21 protein-coding genes and 1 tRNA gene are annotated in these 16,883 nt (G+C 34.9%); 11 read left to right on the top strand and 11 right to left on the bottom strand.

Going from position 1 to position 16,883, the window contains the following annotated elements:
* Nucleotides 1–43: 43 nt before the first annotated feature.
* The 5 genes from ACYU0V_RS03690 (at nucleotide 44) to ACYU0V_RS03670 (ending at nucleotide 4,088) form a co-directional block, all read left to right on the top strand.
* Nucleotides 44–116 (top strand) — tRNA-Arg (locus tag ACYU0V_RS03690).
* Between the two features lie 170 nt (nucleotides 117–286).
* A complete protein-coding gene (locus ACYU0V_RS03685) occupies nucleotides 287–1,612 on the top strand; it encodes a tyrosine-type recombinase/integrase (protein WP_461849104.1) in 1,326 nt (441 codons plus the stop codon).
* Between the two features lie 99 nt (nucleotides 1,613–1,711).
* Nucleotides 1,712–3,004, top strand: a complete 1,293-nt coding sequence (locus ACYU0V_RS03680) for a hypothetical protein (protein ID WP_461849103.1) — start codon at nucleotides 1,712–1,714, stop codon at nucleotides 3,002–3,004.
* Nucleotides 3,005–3,174: 170 nt separating this feature from the next.
* Nucleotides 3,175–3,390 (top strand): transcriptional regulator, encoded by a 216-nt coding sequence (locus ACYU0V_RS03675; RefSeq protein ID WP_336012997.1) that lies wholly within the window; start codon nucleotides 3,175–3,177, stop codon nucleotides 3,388–3,390.
* A gap of 2 nt (nucleotides 3,391–3,392) precedes the next feature.
* Nucleotides 3,393–4,088, top strand: a complete 696-nt coding sequence (locus tag ACYU0V_RS03670; protein WP_461849102.1) for a phage antirepressor KilAC domain-containing protein — start codon at nucleotides 3,393–3,395, stop codon at nucleotides 4,086–4,088.
* Between the two features lie 153 nt (nucleotides 4,089–4,241).
* Here ACYU0V_RS03670 and ACYU0V_RS03665 read toward each other — a convergent pair whose 3' ends face one another.
* Nucleotides 4,242–4,394 (bottom strand): hypothetical protein, encoded by a 153-nt coding sequence (locus tag ACYU0V_RS03665; RefSeq protein WP_153228076.1) that lies wholly within the window; start codon nucleotides 4,392–4,394, stop codon nucleotides 4,242–4,244.
* A gap of 1 nt (nucleotide 4,395) precedes the next feature.
* Between ACYU0V_RS03665 and ACYU0V_RS03660 the strand changes: the two genes are divergently transcribed.
* The 4 genes from ACYU0V_RS03660 (at nucleotide 4,396) to ACYU0V_RS03645 (ending at nucleotide 7,668) form a co-directional block, all read left to right on the top strand.
* Nucleotides 4,396–4,950, top strand: coding sequence for a hypothetical protein (locus tag ACYU0V_RS03660; RefSeq protein WP_461849101.1), 555 nt, complete (start codon nucleotides 4,396–4,398; stop codon nucleotides 4,948–4,950).
* Between the two features lie 149 nt (nucleotides 4,951–5,099).
* Entirely contained in the window at nucleotides 5,100–5,921 is an 822-nt protein-coding gene (locus ACYU0V_RS03655) for a helix-turn-helix domain-containing protein (RefSeq protein WP_461849099.1), read from the top strand.
* The gene (gene dnaB, locus ACYU0V_RS03650; RefSeq protein WP_461849098.1) at nucleotides 5,921–7,294 is read left to right on the top strand and encodes a replicative DNA helicase; all 1,374 of its coding nucleotides are present in this window, start codon (nucleotides 5,921–5,923) and stop codon (nucleotides 7,292–7,294) included. Before ACYU0V_RS03655 ends, dnaB begins: the two co-directional genes overlap by 1 nt.
* Nucleotides 7,294–7,668 (top strand): hypothetical protein, encoded by a 375-nt coding sequence (locus ACYU0V_RS03645; protein WP_461849096.1) that lies wholly within the window; start codon nucleotides 7,294–7,296, stop codon nucleotides 7,666–7,668. Before dnaB ends, ACYU0V_RS03645 begins: the two co-directional genes overlap by 1 nt.
* A 255-nt stretch (nucleotides 7,669–7,923) precedes the next feature.
* Here ACYU0V_RS03645 and ACYU0V_RS03640 read toward each other — a convergent pair whose 3' ends face one another.
* From ACYU0V_RS03640 to ACYU0V_RS03600, 9 genes are all read right to left on the bottom strand, one after another.
* Entirely contained in the window at nucleotides 7,924–8,961 is a 1,038-nt protein-coding gene (locus ACYU0V_RS03640; protein WP_417891005.1) for a serine/threonine-protein kinase, read from the bottom strand.
* A complete protein-coding gene (locus ACYU0V_RS03635) occupies nucleotides 8,958–9,422 on the bottom strand; it encodes a hypothetical protein (protein ID WP_417891006.1) in 465 nt (154 codons plus the stop codon). The genes ACYU0V_RS03640 and ACYU0V_RS03635 overlap by 4 nt, the downstream gene beginning before the upstream one ends.
* A gap of 66 nt (nucleotides 9,423–9,488) precedes the next feature.
* Nucleotides 9,489–9,923 (bottom strand): hypothetical protein, encoded by a 435-nt coding sequence (locus ACYU0V_RS03630; RefSeq protein ID WP_461849093.1) that lies wholly within the window; start codon nucleotides 9,921–9,923, stop codon nucleotides 9,489–9,491.
* Entirely contained in the window at nucleotides 9,920–10,426 is a 507-nt protein-coding gene (locus tag ACYU0V_RS03625; RefSeq protein ID WP_461849090.1) for a hypothetical protein, read from the bottom strand. Before ACYU0V_RS03625 ends, ACYU0V_RS03630 begins: the two co-directional genes overlap by 4 nt.
* Before the next feature lie 24 nt (nucleotides 10,427–10,450).
* Nucleotides 10,451–10,933, bottom strand: coding sequence for a hypothetical protein (locus ACYU0V_RS03620; protein ID WP_461849088.1), 483 nt, complete (start codon nucleotides 10,931–10,933; stop codon nucleotides 10,451–10,453).
* A 94-nt stretch (nucleotides 10,934–11,027) separates the two neighbouring features.
* Entirely contained in the window at nucleotides 11,028–11,528 is a 501-nt protein-coding gene (locus tag ACYU0V_RS03615; RefSeq protein WP_439915017.1) for a hypothetical protein, read from the bottom strand.
* Nucleotides 11,516–12,028 (bottom strand): hypothetical protein, encoded by a 513-nt coding sequence (locus ACYU0V_RS03610; RefSeq protein ID WP_461849086.1) that lies wholly within the window; start codon nucleotides 12,026–12,028, stop codon nucleotides 11,516–11,518. Before ACYU0V_RS03610 ends, ACYU0V_RS03615 begins: the two co-directional genes overlap by 13 nt.
* Before the next feature lie 112 nt (nucleotides 12,029–12,140).
* A complete protein-coding gene (locus ACYU0V_RS03605) occupies nucleotides 12,141–12,623 on the bottom strand; it encodes a hypothetical protein (RefSeq protein ID WP_461849084.1) in 483 nt (160 codons plus the stop codon).
* Nucleotides 12,624–12,635: 12 nt separating this feature from the next.
* On the bottom strand, nucleotides 12,636–12,938 hold the full coding sequence (locus ACYU0V_RS03600; protein ID WP_461849082.1) for a hypothetical protein: 303 nt from the start codon (nucleotides 12,936–12,938) through the stop codon (nucleotides 12,636–12,638).
* A 773-nt stretch (nucleotides 12,939–13,711) separates the two neighbouring features.
* On the opposite strand from ACYU0V_RS03600, the gene ACYU0V_RS03595 reads away from it, so the two are divergent.
* Nucleotides 13,712–14,581: a DUF2971 domain-containing protein gene (locus ACYU0V_RS03595; RefSeq protein ID WP_461849080.1), complete on the top strand. Its 870-nt coding sequence runs from the start codon at nucleotides 13,712–13,714 to the stop codon at nucleotides 14,579–14,581.
* A gap of 251 nt (nucleotides 14,582–14,832) precedes the next feature.
* A complete protein-coding gene (locus ACYU0V_RS03590; protein WP_461849079.1) occupies nucleotides 14,833–15,300 on the top strand; it encodes a hypothetical protein in 468 nt (155 codons plus the stop codon).
* 97 nt (nucleotides 15,301–15,397) lie between these two features.
* Here ACYU0V_RS03590 and ACYU0V_RS03585 read toward each other — a convergent pair whose 3' ends face one another.
* Nucleotides 15,398–16,531 carry a hypothetical protein gene (locus ACYU0V_RS03585; RefSeq protein WP_461849077.1) on the bottom strand — a complete coding sequence of 378 codons (1,134 nt, stop codon included), beginning with the start codon at nucleotides 16,529–16,531 and terminating at the stop codon, nucleotides 15,398–15,400.
* Between the last annotated feature and the right edge of the window lie 352 nt (nucleotides 16,532–16,883).

Below are 16,883 nucleotides of genomic sequence, written 5' to 3'. Positions count from 1 at the left end.
ATTGCCTTAGCAATAGCTTTTTTGTTTATAATCATAAAATTATGCGCCCTTAGCTTAACTGGATAGAGCAGTTGCCTCCTAAGCGACCGACGTGGGTTCGAGTCCCGCAGGGCGCACAAACCCAACAGCAAAATATAAAATAATTTAGTTAAAAGTAATTATTATTCAAATATTTATACATAAATCATAGAAGAATATAGATAAATACATAAGGATATAGTTGCAATATTTAAGGATATGATTGAGGATATATAAAGTTCTACTCAATATGTATCCTTATTCTGCCATGGCTAAGAAAACTATTCCGCTATCCGACTCTAAATGCACTGGTGCAAAGCCGCAGGAAAAAGATTATTCCCTATATGATGGTCATGGACTGATTCTATTCATTCGTAAAAGTGGCTCAAAAGTATGGCGATTTAAATATAAAAGAGCTAATGGTAAAGATGGCTTAATGACATTAGGTAACTTCCCTGCTTTAAGTTTAAAAGCTGCCAGAGATAAGCGCCGTGAATTGGAGACACTATTAGCCAATGGAATAGATCCAATTGAATACAGCGAAATACAAAAGGCTAAACTAGACAATAAATATAATTTTGAATCTATAGCTCGAGAATGGCATACAGCATATAAAAATACTGGACGCTGGGGAACTGAAACAGCAGAAAGAGCTCTTAAGAATATGGAAGAGTATGTTTTCCCAAAACTTGGGAAAAAACCTATTGATGCAATCAAGCCAAAAGAACTGATTCAAGTAATTAAAAGTATTGAAGACTTAGGTTATACCGAAGTTGTAAAAAAAACCCGGCAACGGCTAACAAGTATTTTTGCATTTGCAATGTCGAAAGGATTTATTGAAAGCAATCCAGCCTATGGTCTTCAAGATATTTTCATCCTTTCAAAAAAAACCAAACATCACCCTCAATTACCATTAGAAAGATTGCCCGAGCTGCAAGCTAAATTAGCTTCTGATACTGGCCATCCACTTACTCGACTATGTGTTGAATTTGCTTTACATACTTTTGCTCGTTCAAGTGAAATTAGATTTGCAAGATGGAAGGAGTTTGATTTTGAGAATGCTATCTGGACCATTCCCCCAACTAGAGATTTTGTAGAAGGTTACAAATATTCTCATCGCGGTGCAAAAATGAAAACACCTCATTTAATTCCTCTATCGAACCAGGCACTAGCTATAATAAAAGAGATCTACAAATACAGCGGACACACTCAAAATGTTTTTCCTAAAAACGGTGATCCGCATGGTTTTATGAGTGAATCCACTATCAATAAAACTCTACGCCGTCTTGGATATGACACAAACACTGAAGTTTGTGGCCATGGATTTAGAGGTATGGCCTGTGCAGCCCTAATCCAAAGTAAACTATTCCAAAAAGATGCTGTTGAAAAACAAATGAGTCACCAAGAGCGTAATAATGTACGACTTGCATATACCCATAAAGCAGAGTTCTTAGAAGAAAGAAAAACAATGCTCAATTGGTGGAGTAGTTATTTAGATGCGACTAAAGAAACAAGTATTAGTCCATATGATTATACAGCACAGATTTTAGGTGAAGAGATCATACAATTTAAGTATGCAAAATTGATGAACTAATCAATTTTAACAGTTTGCTAAGCCTAGCTCGACGGAGCGAAAGTCGGATACCCAATCCGATTGGCTTAGCTCCTAACTGGGTATGCCGTGGGAGGCAAAATGCAAAAAATATTTTCATTAAATGAGCTTATAGAAGCTTCAAAGAATAAATTGAATATTCATACAATCAAAGATTATTGCAGACGCGGGGAATTACACCCTTGTGTTTATTTTGAAGGAAATATTGTTTGCATTCTTGATGAGCGTTTTCAAGACAGTATTGATAAGCGTGATCCAGTTGCTCATATAGAAACCGTAAGCTGGACTAGAAAATTTAAAGGATATGTCTTTGCCTCAAATTTTATAGAATATATTGGCTATACAGATCCTAATACTTGCGACTTTTTTTTTAATATTGGAAAAATTATTGAGCATATTTCATCAATTAGCGATTTTCCCGCTCTTCAAAAAGATGAATATCTAAAAGCTTTTCCTCCACTAATAGATGAAGATATACAAGAAAAAAGATGGTTATATGAAATCAAAGATTTTAAAGGAAATATTTTTAAAGCTCATGAAATAGTCTTTCATATTTCTGAGGTTGAAAAACTTTTGTTGCAGCTCAATGGTCCATCAAAAAAACCTCTTAAGTTTCTAAATCATTCAGATAAAACTTTTCTTTCTAGTATCTTAAATAAAGAAGAGTTCTCTGCTTTAGAAGCAGCTTGTCTTATGACTGGCGATAATCCTCAAGCCTTAGAGTTATTAAAAGAAAATAATTTAGAGAATTATCAAAAACATTATCCCGAGAATGAAAAAGCTCTGAACCTCATTTTAAGAGCAATTGAAATGAATGTTCTAGAGATGAAAGATAATTTGATTGATGAATTACTTCTAAAAGAATTCTTAGTAACTAGAGGATATATTATAGAAAATTTTAATAGAACCAGTTATGAAGGTACTCATGTTATGTATACACCTCTGATGAGATTGGGTAATCATGAACCAAGACCTAAACCAGAGGTTCTAGACTTTTCAAAAATTGAAGATCCTTTATCAGAGATTAATTATTTACGTTTTAAAGTAGCTAAACAACGGATTGAAATAGAAAAATTAAGCTTTCTTTCTAGCACTATATCGGGAACTAAAGGGACGCAAGTAAATACTATATCCACTCAAGTGAATCCAAATCAGTACTTAACGCCCGCATTAAAAGCTATAACAGGAGTAATCCAAGAATTTTGGATAAAATACAATCCAGAGACAGATATAGCTCCGAAACAAAGCACTGTAATGGCTTGGATTGGAGATAATTATCCAGAGTTTATGAATAATGACTATATGAAAAAGTGTATAGACAAGATTTGCCGTCACCCCAATGCAAAAACTGGAGGTAACTCCAAAATAAAATAATTATAAAGAAAAAAAACTAAAGGAATTACTGCATAAAAATCACCAAATACAAATACTTAAATTTGGGGTTACGCCAAAAAATAATAATACAGTTACCCCTTTGGGTCTTCGTTACCCCAATAACTTTCTGATTAATTACAACTATGCTTTACAAATACATGGTTGTAATTATGCTTCAAATAACTCCAATTCGAATTCAATTTAGTACTGCTTGCCAGCTGCTTGATGTAACACGTGAATCCCTCCGTCACACTATACGTAAAGATCCTACATTTCCACGTCCGATGAAAATGGGTACATCAAAACAAGCGCCTGTATTCTTCGACTATGCAGAATTGGTTGAATGGCATAACAGCAAGAAAACTGCTGCAGAAATGGAGGCCTAACAATGAATGCTCCTATTAGTATAATTTTACCTTCTCAACAAATGTTGAGTTCAGATATCGCTCTCATTACCAATACACGCTTAGATTCAGTCAAAAGAACAATTGAACGTTTAGCAGAACGCCGTGTTATTACTTTACCACCAACGGTGGAAAAGCCTACAGCTGGGCGCACAAGCACTGAATATGTATTTTCAGGTGAACAAGGTAAGTTGGATTCGATAACAGTAGTAGCTCAACTCTGCCCAGAATTTACTGCTGCGATTGTGAAACGTTGGTATGAACTTGAACAGCAAACACCAGCATTTGATATCAACAATCCACAGCACCTTTTGCAAGCTATCGAAATTCAAGCCAAACAGAATCTACAGTTAACTTCAGAAAACAAAGCCTTGTCACAAGCAATAGAAACTATCACTCATACTGAACATGGCGTGAAGTTCCAGCAAGCATGTAAAATTCTGAATGTTAAGCAGCAAGTGTTAGCTGAATGGCTTAGAAAACATAACTGGGATCGCTATCTAAATAATGCGAGGGCTTCAACGTACTACAGTGAAAATCGAGGATACTGTGAAACTAAATATTCACTAAAAGAAGGTGTAAAAGCCTCTGGCCAACCATATAGTTATACCCAAACCGAGTTTTTCATTCTGCCCAAAGGCATGCAAATTTTGGCTAAAAGATTTGGAGAATCTGTATGACATATCCAACTATTTTTAGCCTTGCCCTTTTCAAATTAATTTTATTGATCTATATTAAGTCTGTCTGGTGCAAAATCACTAGATTAGCTTTGGTCGGCTATAATTACACAAGCGCATACAGTCCGCTTCGGGCTTTTTTTATGCGTAAAATCTCTATGCTTCTGCATTTCTATGGTGAAGCTGGAGAGGGACATCTTCGGATGTGCGGGTCTCTTGTGTACCTGTCGACCAACCCTTTTCAGCTTTGCCACCCTCACTTGGTCGTGACTGGTAAAGCTCCGAAACAAACACAAGGAGCGCATTCATCATGAACGCTAAAGTACAAATTCAATTACAAGAGCAATTAGTCCCCTTCTATACTGCTACTGATTATTTAAATGCTTATAAAATTGCATATGAAACGGCTACTCAACTTCGCACTCTACTCAATAAAATTAGTAAGACTGCAGCGTTCGTTAAAGATTATGCCGAAAGACATGATTTCGATAGTTCACTCTTCACAGAGTGTGAAAATTTAATCGCAATCTCGCTTCAACTTTCCAACTCTTATGTTGATATATATAGCGCTGAAATAAACAGACATCGTCAAGAACCATATGATCGGTATGACGCGGGCGATCTATTTGGGGCTTACTCACTTGCTCAAGAAAATATAGCTTGGCTAGAAACTTTAATTTCTCAAATTCAACTCGAAGTTGAATTGAGTAAAGAAGCAGTAAAGGATGTCATTCACAGCGGTGTTTTTACGACACTTGAGCATTTAATTAATATTGCTGAATTCTTCGCTGAAGCCAATGTTAATACTTTTTCTACTGAAAGTGAAAAATTTGAATCTGAATGGGAGGTATCTAAAAATGGATAAACCCCAAGTTTCAGTCAATAAAAATTCGGTTCAGCCAACTACAGAACCGAAACTAACTTCACAATCTTCTACATATGTAGAATCCGTTCGCATAACACCAGATCGACTCATTACCGCCGTCATTAAAAATATTAGGCAAGGAGGATCTGATGAGCATTGATGCAACCCGGTGGTCATGGACAGCTTCTGTTAAAACTTCTGCTCAACGCTTGGTTCTGCTTTCATTAGCAGACCGGGCTGGTGAAGAACATACCGCATGGCCTAGCATTGATCGCTTAGCTGCTGACACTATGCTAGACAAAAAGACAGTTCAAAAGGTTATATTAGAGCTCATAAAAATTGGGCTAGTTAGCGATACTGGTGAACGTACAGGACCAACAAAAAGAGTCCGTATACTTAAATTAAACGGCGTAAAAGGCCGTGAAGAATATAACCCGAATCTGGCTAATTCAGTTTCAAAAAATGATACTGAATCCAGAACAAATATACCCCAAAGTGGGAACATTAAACATTCCCAAAAACGGAATGATTCCAATAATGGAAATATCCCCGAAAACGGGATTTTGAATAATCCCAAAAACGGTACGTTGAATGTACCCAATTCTGGGATGCAGAACCTATCAGTGAATCTATCAATGAATCTCTCTCAAGAACACGAGTGGATTCCAGATCGAGATCAACTAATTAGCATCCTAAATATAGCGGGACAGCAGCAGAATTTAGAATTAATTTTTGGGTTACCAGATTTCGAATTTCAACTCGGTGCTTTCAATGCTCACTATGCAGGCCAAGCGATGCCTAATGCTAAAAAACTTTATTGTTTTGCCCGTTGGATCATTGATAAATTTGAACGTTATCAAAAAGCAAATCCGAATTATGTGAAGCAATCTGAAACTCATCCTACTATCACGACTCAACCTATAATTAATTTAGTAGACAGCAAACCTAAAAGTTTACTGGGGAGTATGTAATGAATACAAATACTCTTCCAATTCATAATCTTCAAATTGAACAAGCGGTTCTTGCTGCATTAATGACCGTAGCTGGATCTTATGCACAAGTTGAAAATTTATTATCTGAAAACGATTTTTATGCAACACGTCATAAGTTGATCTTTAGCGCAATCGTAGACCTTGATGAAAAAGATTCTCCATACGACGCCGTACTCGTAAACCAATGGTTAGAAATGCGTAACTACGGTGAAGCATCAGGCGGTGATAAATATCTTATACAACTAATGAATGATGCTCCTTCTAGTTTCTACAATCTGCAATCATATGCAGAAAAATTAAAGGATTTGACCATATGTCGTCAGGTTGAAGCTGAAGCAATGAAAATAATCCAGCAAGCACGACATTTGACTGTAAATCGTGGTGAACTGGTACAGAATGCACAAACTGCTTTTGCCAATCTAAATACCGAATCAGGGAGCGAATCCCTATTTCATATCCATGATGCTGCATCAAATACTTTTGTCGAAATAAGCAAAAAGATGGAAGCCGCTATTGCCGGTACAACACTAATCAAAGGTATTCAAACTGGCATTTTTGATCTTGACAAAAAACTTGGTGATGTAGAACCTGGCTGCTTAATGGTTGTGGCAGCAAGACCAGCTATGGGTAAAACGACAATGATGCAAATAATTGCAAATCATGTCTCCGTAGTTCAGAAAAAACCAGTACTAATTATGTCTGGTGAAATGCCAAAAGAACAAATCGCAATGCGCTTATGCTGTGCTATAGCACCTGCGGACATTAGCCTAGTGCGGAATTCTCCTCACCTACTCCCTAAAGAAGAATTCACAGCATATACAAACGCTGTAGGGCGGCTAAAAAATATTCCAATGCAGATCAATGATACTTCACGCCCATCGATAGCGAACATCAGAGAATCGATCCGAAAAGTACTTCATCAATATGGCTCAGTAGGATTAGTTCTAATTGACTATCTACAGATTATGAAAACATCTAAGCAATTTGCTCGAGAAGATTTAAAGATTGCTTACTTCACTGGTGAACTCAAGGCTATGGCTAAAGAATTTAATTGTGTCATTGTCCTTTTATCACAGCTCAATCGTGAGTTAGAGAAACGACCAAACAAGCGTCCAATGATGTCAGATCTACGTGAATCTGGTGCCATTGAACAGGATGCAGATCAAATTGTTTTCCTTTATCGAGACGAAGTTTACAATAAGGAATCTCAATTTCGTGGAATTGCTGAAGCCATAGTTGGTAAGAACCGCCACGGAGAGGTTGGAACTGCCTATATGCATTCTCAATTGAAATACTGCCAATTTGCTAACCTAGATCATGATGCCCTAAATCAAATTCAGGGGATTCAATAATGATGTTTATAAATAATTGTGGCATGGATAGTACAGTTTTTAAAAAAGCTGATGCTGAAAGATTTATCAATTTACGGCAGCAAAAAAAGGTTAAAGAATTTCTATCAAAACGCCGTACTTACAAACGCCCAGACTTCAATAGAATGATTCTAGATTTAGGCCGATTAGGTTGGACACATGAAAAGATAGCTTTTGTTTTACCTGTAGCTGGGGCTTCTACAATCTCAGAGTGGGCTCGAGGCGGAGTTCCAAATTATGAACACGGCGAAGCTTTAATTGAATTGTGGTGCAGTGAAACTTGTATTGAGCGTGTACCGCGTGAGGGTGAATGGCAAACTTATAAATATGAAATTGGCCAATTAGAGTTGCTCTGAATATGAACCACAAAGATAGACTAATTATATAAAAATATGGGAAAAAAATATAAACAATAGACCCACTTAATTAAGTGGGTCGAGAATTAAGATTCATTTTTTCAACAATGAAATATGCTTAGAACCAAAGAAGTCTAAGTCTTTGGTTCTTTTTTTAAGAACTTCATCAGAAAGAAATTTAATTTGAGACTGATTAGTTGAGGGTAACAATTTCTCTCTTGAAAGCATGGCTCTGTTAACTCTCTTAGTGCTCATCTAGTGCTTTTCCAAAAAATCACGAATTTCTTCTACATCAATCCGTTTTTTGCAGTATGCACTAATCCTAGTTTCCCTGTCATTAACTTCTTTTGTGGCAATTGATGAATGGTCAGTAAGTACTTGTAACTTAAATCGCCTACCATCAACTATTTTTTCCCAAATACGTATTTGACTCGTCTCATCAAATGTATACTGCCAATCTAGTATATTTCCATCTATATCAGCTAAAGCATTTATAATTTCTAATGCAGATCTCGCACGACTAATAGGCTGAACCTGCAAACATTTATTAATTATTGCTACCAACTTTTTAGGAATATGAGGTAGATGAGCGTTCCTTACAGGAAATCTGCCGGAAGTAATAGCTTTAACTAATGCTTTATGATCAGGCCAATAAGAAAAAAATTGTTCATCAAAATTTTTGATTCCTGTACATAACATATATAAAACTAAGCCAGCTTGATAAATATCATATGTTCTGTCAACAACTTGGTCTTCAGTAAAATATTCAGGAGGTAAAACTTTAGGATAAGCTTTATCGGCTTCAGTAAGCCCATCTAGGTTAAGATGCTGAGATAAACCGAAATCAGATAGTAAAGCCTCATTTCTGTCAGAAAGTAAGATATTATCTGGTTTAATATCCATATGAATTAAATTTTTTGAATGAATATTATGTAATCCACTTAAAAATTCGGTTGCATATTTTATTATTTCTCGAACAGTTAAATTTCTAATACTAACTAACTTTTTTAATGAACCATTCTTATAAAAAGGCATAGCTATATATATCTTTTCATCATCCTCACAAGCATAAGAGACTTGAACGACATTAGGATGTGAGCTTTTGTAAAGCTTTCTAGCCTCATCGAAATATAAGCTATTATCTTCAAACGAAGATTTTAAAATTTCTTTAATTACTATTTCACCATCTAGATTACTATCCTTGGCAAAATAAACTTTTGAATTTCTTCCCTCTTGTCCTATTTCAGAGATGTATTCAAATGAAACCTGGGCTTTTTGACATGGATAAATCATAGTAGTGCTCCATATCCAACTAAAGCAGCTTCTTTAATTTCATTATTAGTGCATGATGACCAGCCATTAATTCTTGCAAAAAGTGAACCTGACTTCACAAGCGATTTATATTCATCTTTACTAATATTTAATTTTCTTGATATAGACATGAGCTGACCAGTAAAGTAACTTTGTACTGAACTACTCGAAAAAGCTTCCTGTATAACCCCTTCAATATGCAACCGATTAATATTTACATTATCAGAATTAGATTCGGCAATTCTTATTCCCGCAACCTCTATACCATACTCTCTAATAATATCTAGCACAGTATTTCTCACATATTTTAATTTAGCAGGAAAATCTAATGAAACAGGTATTTTAATTGCTTCAACATTTAATATATTTGCTTCATTTTCAATATAATCAATCACTACAAATGTAACTTTCTTAGGTTCAACTCTAATCCCTAATGCTCTCATAAAATAATTTCTTCCCAATTAATATAAGCAGTACTTGGATAACGGCTTATCAAATTAAAACTTAATTTATTTGCTTATTTTAAACCTCATAGGCTGAAAATCATCAATCATTACTTGCTTCGTTTTCACCAAGTCTTCACGTTTCCCCTCAATTACCAATACTGCACGCTTAACCTGAATTGTCCAAGTACGGTCTGCCTCACACATATCTTCAGACTCTATAAATACTTTGCCAAATGCTTTACCAGAAAGGTTCTGAACATCATCATAAGTAATGATATCTTCAGAGGTTCCTTTTATTTTCCCAGCTTTATCCTTTGCCACAAGATCCAAATACAGCTTGTCATTGGTTCCAAGAAAATCATGAATCGTTATATCCACCACGGCGGAACAAATTCCTGAATTTACATAGCCGGTCTTGGCGTGCTGCAAAGTAATTGGAGTCGCTAAAACTACTGAACTAATAAAAGTTAATAGTGAACAGATTAATATTTTTTTCATAATGGAAGGCTACTCTGAATTAAGGTCATAAGTGAATCTAAGTTATCCCATCCAACATCTACAATTTTTGTTGTTAAATGCTTTAGACCTTCTGCAGGTAATTCTTTAATTGCATCAATCATAGTTGTTTTACGTTCAGGACTAAGATCAGAACTCATGATTTTTGCAGCCAAAATAGCCTTTAGCTGCTCAGTTTCAAACTTGATAGTCACGGTACCTAAGATTGCAGATAGTCCACCGTCATCTGCTAGAAAGTCCATTCCTTTGTGATTTAGCCTAGTACTTCCCAAGTTCCAGCTTCCTATACCGTCCAGGCTAGTAGTGTAGTGAATACTCTTTGGTTCTAATAATCCATGAGATTGTAAGTAGTAGAGATTTGAATAAAGCTTATGCTGATTTTCTTTATCTCGATAATCAAGATCAGTCCAAAAGTTATATGCGGCTGGGTACACTTCAGCCATCTTTTTCATAATTTCGAGTTGGAATTCGCGGTCTAAAATCATATTCAATTTCCAAAAAGTTCTTTTCTATTTCATTTCTAATAAAATTTTGGCACATCCGTTCTTAGCGTACGACTCTTTAGACTTTGAAAAATATTTATCAGAGCCTTTGGCATCAAAGTCATATGTAATTGCTTTGGTATTGTCACTGACTTTTTGAAAGATAGCCCCCAACATAAAATCCACATTAGGCGTAAACTTCAACTCGGGGTACATGACGCCTGGAATATATCTTCGTTTATCATCTTGGTTAATTTTTGCATTTAACAAACCTTGCACATATACGCGCCCATGATCATATCCATTTAATAAAAATGTTTCACTTGCCTTTTGATCCTCCATTAGTTCAGCCCATATAGAACAACTAAAGCTTTCTAAAGCGAGAATAGATTTATTGGCCAACTCTTTAGATGTAAGCACCTCATATGTGGCATATACGTCATTTGCATGGCCTAGTGAGCTAATAACACTAATAAAGCAGATTCCCAATAAAGCTATTTTTCTTTTCACTTCAATTCACTTTTTTATCTAACTCGAAAATACCATACAATAAAAAAGGAGCTAAAGCTCCTTAATCAATTGATTAATAATTAATATACTTGGATTATTTCCAGCCCCCTGTTGTTTTTGGTGGTGCCGCGGTCATAATTGCAGTCTGATTCTTAGATGCCGTGTCTTTCTTTGCCTTGGTGTGGTCACTATACCCCTTAGCGCCAACTGCTACAGTATCTAACATCCCAGTTGCAGCTGCTGTATTTGCATTGCTCTTATAGATACTTGCTTCTGCTCTTAAGCGCTGAGATGTGTTGTACCCTGAAATTTCAGCCATAGCCGCATCATATTGTGCATCTTGCTCAATCTTGTCATTGATCGTGACTGTTGTGCCCTCATTGACACTTAGGCCATTTTCAGCCGCTTGAGCTCGTGCCGCCGATTGGACTCTATCTTTCTGTTTTCTGATACGTTCAGCTTCTAAACGACCACTCGCTTTAGCTGCGTCAGCATCGGCCTCAGCCTGTTCTTCTTGAGTTTTACTTGTTGAATAAGCTGAATATGTAGCAATAGCAGTACTTAAAACTGCGGCGCCTGTTGCTAACCAAGACATAATGCGATCTCCTTAGGCGTATGACCAATCGATGCAAGAAACTCCTCAATTTCATGTTCTGGAACAATCACATCACGTTCGATAGCTTCCAGATCAGTTTCGTTAGTAGGATGAATGGTGAGCCAAGAAGTATCTTGATGAAAGTACCCTATTCGCATTGTTCCAGCTCGAGATTTAAGAACCTGTGGAGCTTCTAAATACTTCAGTCCATCTTCAGTGATAATGGTTAGTGCACCTTTCAATAAAACATTTATATGCTCTGTGCGATGCATCTTGCTAATGCAGAAAGTACCCGCTTTAGCGTCCATCTGTCGTGAATAAACACCTGGTGCAAAATAGTGTGTTACTGGGAAATCGGCTGACTCAAGTTCGCCTGATTCTAATTTTTGCTCTGTTTGTTGTTTTAAATCTCGTACGACATCAATGTAGAGCTTGTTATGTATATCTCCCAAAACATAAGTTAAAAGCTCTTTGTTGTCTGGTGATATAACTTCAGTCATATTTATCCTGTATTTTTACCTGTCTAAATACAGAATAGAGCTACTTATATACGAAAAAATGGGTGTATTTAAAACATAAAAAAGGGCTTCCAAAGCCCCTCTCATAACTTATTCATGCACGAGATCTAAAATCTGATACTGGGCGCTCAATGCCCCTATTACTAGAATTACCCTTACTTAAACGCTCTAAAATCTGTTTCACAAAATCCAATTTCTTTAGGATTAAATTTACTTCAAAAGAAAATGTATTCTTATTCAATAAGCGCTTATATTTATTCTCAGAATCAAGATAATACGCCGTAATAATTAAAGCATTAGATATATTGCTAACAGCAGCTAAAGCTGTCCTTAAAGAGGAATAATAAATATCTTTTGGCTTCGCCATAACTAAAAGCAAGTGATTTAACTCTTCTAGGTCATTTGTTATAGCTAATAGCTGGCGAGTAAATTGCTTCTGAAAAAGCTGATTAGAATCCAAATAATGAATATCTTCCTGAAAATTATTTAATTTTTCGGGAATGCTTTTACTTAGATCAATAGCTCGATTAATTTCAATTCCTGTAATCGGTTCAAAAAACTTCTTTTTAGATCCCATATTTAAGTCCTTCTAAGCTATAAGGTAGCGATTAATTCGAGGTATTTCTTTTTCTGTTTTACTAGTTAACTGCATCCAGAGTTCTATCAATGCAGCGCCGTTGTCATAGTTAGGAAAACTACCACGTGCCCACTCTGAGATTGTAGAAGCTCCCGAAATCGGCAGTACGTGCGCAATCTTTTCATGTGTCCAATCTAAATTCGTCAAATCGATAATCATACGGTTGAAGTCTGGAGCCAAATAGTTTGGAAATTTTTTATTGAAAAAAAGATTTTTAGGTGTGGAGAAACAGCATAGTTCGACAAATATATTCATAGTTCAGCCCCTTCAATTTATCTAATTAAGACTTGGATTAGGTCCACAAAAAATGGGTATATTTTCAATAAAACGCGCGCGCGCGCGAGGGAGACTGTAAAACACCCTATTTCTCTTACTTTTCCTATCTGTAAAGCCCCTAACTCTGGCCAACAAATCTCAAACCTAATCACCCCACTGTTAAACGCTTTATTCGCCTTCTTAAGCTCTTAATAATTATTCATGTACCTTGATTCATTTTTCTTTAAAAAAGCTGACAGAACTCAAACCAGTGAGAAATTGAGCTATTTTCTTAATTGGTTTTTGAGAAGGAACAATTCAAATCTATTTATCTATATTATTTTGACTATCTCAAATGCTGTAATTTATTGAGCCAATAACTCTTTTAGAGTGAATGATCGATTCTATGATTGATTCATTGATAGGTTCTGCATCCCAAAATTGGGGTGATTCTACATCCTATTATTGGGAGCATTCAAAATACCAATAATAGGAATATTACCGTTTTTGGAATAATCCCAATACTGGATTAGTTAGAGGCTAGAAATGAGAGTAGTCAATTTTGATTTAAAATTTTTACTTTTAGATTTTGATGTAGTAACAGCATTTTTTTGATGTAGTAACATAATCAGCGTATATAAAATAATCAAAATTATGAATATTTAATATCTTCTAACGACCATTATTTTTATATCAAACAAGGTAAAAGTTTTACAAAAATATCTTATACTAAGCACTGAATATTAATAAAAAATCTAATTATAGAGGTTGACTTGAACGATTTGAAATCCGTAGCAATGGGACTGTTATCAATAATAGATACTGATGATGCCTTTTCAGACTATGAAAACTTAAGATGTGATAAGGATTTTTACTACATATACAAACATCTAAGCTTTGACCAATATTTTAAAGTATTAGAAATATTTACAGAATGTCATTTAAAGTTTACTCCTCCAGGTCGTTTCAATGATCCTTATGACTGCGTAGCAGTAACTGAAATTGAAGGTAACAAGCCTACTGAGTTACTTCAAAAAGCTCTCACTGAAAAATTAGCAGTTACATGCTTCAACAATAATCCCTTAAGTATTCTAATGTGGTCACATTATGCACAATCACATCAAGGATTTGTTATTGAATTTAGAATACCGCATCCTTTCATTTACGGTCCAGCTCCTGACGCCTTTACTCTACTAAAAGTCATCTATACGGATAACTTTCCTAAAACAGTCTTACCACCTACCCCATTTACTCCATGGTCGGATGATTTTCTTAGACTTATGCATACAATGGTAAAAAATCAATTCTTGACGAAATCTAGTGAGTGGGAATATGAAGAAGAATTTCGGGTGCTTAAACATGATTATGATCCCAACAATGAAAATTCATTGTTAGTAAAGTTTCCGCCCCTGAGCATAGCGTCAGTAATTCTAGGAGCTAAACTAAATTCAGATGATGAAAAATATAACGCACTCTTAAACGCTATAAATCAATATAATGTATCAAATAAATGTAACTTACCTGTGTACCAAACCCAATTACAGCCAAATAGTTTCAAGTTAGCAGTTCCAGACCATCCACGCCTTAGTAAAGAAGCTTTTACTATTCGTCATTTCTATGAAAATTTAAAGGCGCAAGAATAAAAATAGTAACGTTACATTATTTTATTTTCTCAGTCCTTAATAACCGTCCCGTAACATATCCAAATGATATTATGGCTGGTTTTATACTGTCGCATTTGCAGCTCGGACCGTAAAAAGAGCCCAATTTTGATAACTTAATGAAGATGGGTGAAGAATATATATATCTACCAAGCCTCTAAGAATACGTGTAGATGTTGTGCAATAATTGTTAAATGAGACATAAATTTTTAGTCAATTTAAGAGGAAAAAGAGTGCAAATTGAAATCACTATTTCAGACTGGATAACTATTATTTTTGGATTAATGGGGCTATTAGGTACAGCCTATACCATATGGTCGAAATGGGATTCAAAACGAGAAAAATTAGAAATAAAAAAAAGTTTTGGATTTCTGACTTATCCAAATGGGATATCCAAAGAATATTATCTATTTTTAGAATGTATCAATCACGGTGAGAAAATACTAAGCCTCTCATCATGCTATTTAGAACTACCTAATAAAAAGAATATTCCCGCATATCTAGACAATGTATTTGGCTTAAATTTTCCATATGAACTTAGTTCAGGAAAAAACTTTAGATATGCTTTCAATACCGAAAACTTAACAAATACTTTAATAAAACAAGGCTATAAAGAACAGGTTAAATTAAAACCTATTTTTACTACACAGAAAGGAAATATATTCGAAGGAAAAATTTTTGACTATCCTTTAAATGATTAAGCCTACATCCACTCTCCAACCAAAACCCCATTAACTATGAATAGGGCCAATGCTAAATTTAGTTTTTTGCATTGTATGACTTATTTTTGAGACAATATTATTTTCCGTAATATTCTAAGATATCAGTTTTAGCTTTATTAAATTCAACTGTTATATCAAAACCCTCTAACTGATTAGTCCACACATCAACAAATTTTAATACATCCCACTCTGCGTAATTCATAAAGGGATTTATTCCTATGACGTTTCCTAAATCCATATTTGTTATTTTATCAATAGGAGCAATTCTTTCATTATGCATGCTAAGAGAAGCATCAATATCCCATTTATTGATGAATAAAAGTAAAGCAGCATAAGCCATAATCGAGTTTAATTTTCTAACTTTGGTATGGGTGCTTCGGCCATATTTTTTAAGTAATTCAGGAACAGAACTAACTATTTTGTACGCTACATGCCAGGCTTTTTTGTAATTTTCTTTCAACAGGGTTCTATCATATGTATAAGTCTGATCATCTTTAATAGAAATTTTAATTGCTTTTTCAATAACAGTTTTGGATCCTAAAGAATAATATACCCAATTCTCTTTAATATTATTAGGATCTGGCAAACCATTCAAAGGAACTCTAAAAGAGAGCAATTTTAGTGCTTCAGCATCAATGTCAATTAATTCTCTCGGCTCATCACTGTAAAAAAATTGTTTTTTATTTCTCCCCTTGTTAATAATCATTTGGCGTAATAATTTAAGCTTTAACTTGCTTTCTTTCACGAAAAGCGATTTAGTTGATTTCAGTTCAAAAAACCACTGCCTCATAGCTAAAATATCTCTTTGACTAAAGACATTATTTTCAATTCCAGCGCAAATAAATCTTCTAACTGTTTCAGTTAACAAATCGTTAGATTCTCTCAATCTAACCATGCACTCATTAGTAGTTAAGATTTCCCTATCCAATCCAGAATAAAAATCACAAAATTTTAGATGAGAATCCAAACCATCATTATTTTTAAAAGCAAAATGTGCTTGTTTCACAGGTTCGTTGGAAACTTTAGAAAATCCTTGACTTACAACAATAGCATTAGATGTATTACAACATGGGCAAAGAACATCTGACTTAACAAATGCCCTAAAATCCTTATCGAGTTGTAATTGTTCCTTAAACTTTGCATGTAAATTTTCAAGTTGATCGACCTGAAACTCGCCATTAAAGGTTTTTGAATACGCTGTTGTTGGCATAAATCCCCCGAGCTAATATTTTTTATAATGCAAAACATAATAGTCTAAGTTTAAAAAAAATATGAATTCCCCATTCATCTTTTCTTAGTTTTCCGGTCTAACTGGCCAAAAGCGCCATTCTCTATCAAACTTATCTAATTGCCTACATTGTACTTGTACGTAGTCCACTTATCCTCAGATGGATAATATTTTTCTCCTATTTCTCTACGCTATCGCTCAAAAAATCATTTTTGCTTAAAAGTATCTATCCTCTCCTATAACAACTCATAGTGATTCCAGCAATTCGAATCCCTATTTAGGATTCAAACCCACATCCATAATAGTATTTCACCAATACAAGTACTTAAGGAAA

This window comes from Acinetobacter sp. X9 (genome assembly GCF_054889255.1).
The sequence above is the reverse complement of the archived record's forward strand: the minus strand, read 5'-3'. Positions and strand labels throughout refer to the sequence as shown.

Bases quoted from the DNA above. Each gene is read 5' to 3' on its own strand.
- dnaB (WP_461849098.1), top strand. From the start codon at position 5,921: ATGAATACAAATACTCTTCCAATTCATAATCTTCAAATTGAACAAGCG.
- ACYU0V_RS03680 (WP_461849103.1), top strand. From the start codon at position 1,712: ATGCAAAAAATATTTTCATTAAATGAGCTTATAGAAGCTTCAAAGAAT.
- ACYU0V_RS03655 (WP_461849099.1), top strand. From the start codon at position 5,100: ATGAGCATTGATGCAACCCGGTGGTCATGGACAGCTTCTGTTAAAACT.
- ACYU0V_RS03660 (WP_461849101.1), top strand. From the start codon at position 4,396: ATGAACGCTAAAGTACAAATTCAATTACAAGAGCAATTAGTCCCCTTC.
- ACYU0V_RS03610 (WP_461849086.1), bottom strand. From the start codon at position 12,028: ATGACTGAAGTTATATCACCAGACAACAAAGAGCTTTTAACTTATGTT.
- ACYU0V_RS03640 (WP_417891005.1), bottom strand. From the start codon at position 8,961: ATGATTTATCCATGTCAAAAAGCCCAGGTTTCATTTGAATACATCTCT.
- ACYU0V_RS03635 (WP_417891006.1), bottom strand. From the start codon at position 9,422: ATGAGAGCATTAGGGATTAGAGTTGAACCTAAGAAAGTTACATTTGTA.
- ACYU0V_RS03645 (WP_461849096.1), top strand. From the start codon at position 7,294: ATGATGTTTATAAATAATTGTGGCATGGATAGTACAGTTTTTAAAAAA.
- ACYU0V_RS03615 (WP_439915017.1), bottom strand. From the start codon at position 11,528: ATGTCTTGGTTAGCAACAGGCGCCGCAGTTTTAAGTACTGCTATTGCT.
- ACYU0V_RS03630 (WP_461849093.1), bottom strand. From the start codon at position 9,923: ATGAAAAAAATATTAATCTGTTCACTATTAACTTTTATTAGTTCAGTA.
- ACYU0V_RS03600 (WP_461849082.1), bottom strand. From the start codon at position 12,938: ATGAATATATTTGTCGAACTATGCTGTTTCTCCACACCTAAAAATCTT.
- ACYU0V_RS03605 (WP_461849084.1), bottom strand. From the start codon at position 12,623: ATGGGATCTAAAAAGAAGTTTTTTGAACCGATTACAGGAATTGAAATT.
- ACYU0V_RS03675 (WP_336012997.1), top strand. From the start codon at position 3,175: ATGCTTCAAATAACTCCAATTCGAATTCAATTTAGTACTGCTTGCCAG.
- ACYU0V_RS03625 (WP_461849090.1), bottom strand. From the start codon at position 10,426: ATGATTTTAGACCGCGAATTCCAACTCGAAATTATGAAAAAGATGGCT.
- ACYU0V_RS03665 (WP_153228076.1), bottom strand. From the start codon at position 4,394: ATGAATGCGCTCCTTGTGTTTGTTTCGGAGCTTTACCAGTCACGACCA.
- ACYU0V_RS03585 (WP_461849077.1), bottom strand. From the start codon at position 16,531: ATGCCAACAACAGCGTATTCAAAAACCTTTAATGGCGAGTTTCAGGTC.
- ACYU0V_RS03685 (WP_461849104.1), top strand. From the start codon at position 287: ATGGCTAAGAAAACTATTCCGCTATCCGACTCTAAATGCACTGGTGCA.
- ACYU0V_RS03670 (WP_461849102.1), top strand. From the start codon at position 3,393: ATGAATGCTCCTATTAGTATAATTTTACCTTCTCAACAAATGTTGAGT.